Source organism: Mycobacterium sp. UM_Kg27 (assembly GCF_000972905.1).
Lineage (GTDB): Bacteria > Actinomycetota > Actinomycetes > Mycobacteriales > Mycobacteriaceae > Mycobacterium.
Map to the genome: position 1 here is coordinate 1 of NZ_JRMM01000320.1, position 512 is coordinate 512.

A 512-nucleotide genomic window follows, 5' to 3' on the forward strand; every position below is an offset into this window, starting at 1 on the left:
CGCGAGGTGGTCTTAGTGAACTCATCGATATTGGCCCGAGTACCCGGACCGGCCGACACACTGGCAACACTGGCCACGATCTCGGCATAAGGCACCGTGCCACCCTGCTCCTTGACCGCGCGGGTCACCGCATACACGATCGGAATGGTGGCCTGACCACCACAAGTGATCATGTTCACGTTCGGCGCATCCACATGCTCATGCAGATTCGCCGGCGGAATCACCGCCGGACCCACCGCGGCCGGAGTCAAATCGATCGCCCGGATCCCAGCCGCCTCATACTTCGGCGCATACGCCTTATGCACATAAGCACTGGTGGCCTCGAACACGAAATCCGGCTTCTCATCCAACCCCAGCAGCCAGTCCGCCCCCTGCGCCGAGGTCTCCAAACCCAGCTTGCGCGCCCGAGCCAGACCTTCGCTGTCCGGATCGATGCCGATCATCCAGCGCGGCTCCAGCCACTGCGAACGCAACAACTTGTACAACAGATCAGTGCTGATATTGCCCGACCC

1 pseudogene is annotated in these 512 nt (G+C 61.7%); it reads right to left on the reverse strand.

Features of this window, described 5'->3' with window-relative positions:
- Positions 1-512, reverse strand: a pseudogene (locus LI94_RS21450) (acetaldehyde dehydrogenase (acetylating)); the annotation flags it as partial.